Consider the following 697-nt stretch of genomic DNA (forward strand, 5'->3'; position numbering starts at 1 on the left):
CTCCGAGGACATGAAGAAAGGTGACTTCGTTCGTGAGATTGCCCGCACGGTCGGAATCCGGACTGAAGGGTATAATATCCGTGAGGTATGGGGACTTATTTTGGATGACATCATCCAGATGGACGCACCCCTGCTGGTGTTCGATGAGGCGGACAAGCTGACCGAACCGGTGTTCCACTACTTTATCAGCCTGTACAATAAGCTGGAGGAGAAATGCGGTGTTGTGTTCTTGAGTACTGATTATATTGCCAAACGCATCAGTAACGGCCTGCGCTACCAGAAGCCTGGTTACAAGGAGTTCTACAGCCGTATAGGTCGGAAGTTCTATGAACTGGAACCCACGGATGTGAATGACGTGTTCGCGATCTGTTCCGCCAATGGGGTGACCGACAAGAGGGATATCGACAATGTGATAAAGGAGGCTTCGACATGTGACTTTGATTTGCGCCGTGTGAGGAAGTCCATTCACAAGGTAAAACGCATGACGGGGGAATGATTCCCGTTCAAATACCGTTCAAACGTAATTTAAAGGATATGGAAAACAAATTTGAATACCTGAGAATAGACGGCCGTAACCAGCTCCCCGCTCCCTGGAGTGATTATCCCGTTCTGACGGAATACGAGACGGTGACCGTTTACCGTAATGGACGCGACTATCTGGATGCCCTTGTGGGGCAGCAGGACGGCTGGTGGACCT

Annotated in this window: 1 protein-coding gene and 1 pseudogene; both read left to right on the top strand. The window is 50.2% G+C overall.

Features of this window, described 5'->3' with window-relative positions; genetic code table 11:
- Window positions 1–496, top strand: a 496-nt coding sequence (locus HMPREF9007_RS00035) for an ATP-binding protein (RefSeq protein ID WP_032850904.1), incomplete at its 5' end; no start/stop codon positions are given.
- Window positions 493–697 (top strand): annotated as a pseudogene (locus tag HMPREF9007_RS28145) (hypothetical protein); the annotation flags it as partial. The gene HMPREF9007_RS00035 and the pseudogene HMPREF9007_RS28145, both read left to right, overlap by 4 nt.

It is taken from the genome of Bacteroides sp. 1_1_14, from assembly GCF_000162515.1.
Classification (GTDB): Bacteria; Bacteroidota; Bacteroidia; order Bacteroidales; family Bacteroidaceae; genus Bacteroides; species Bacteroides thetaiotaomicron.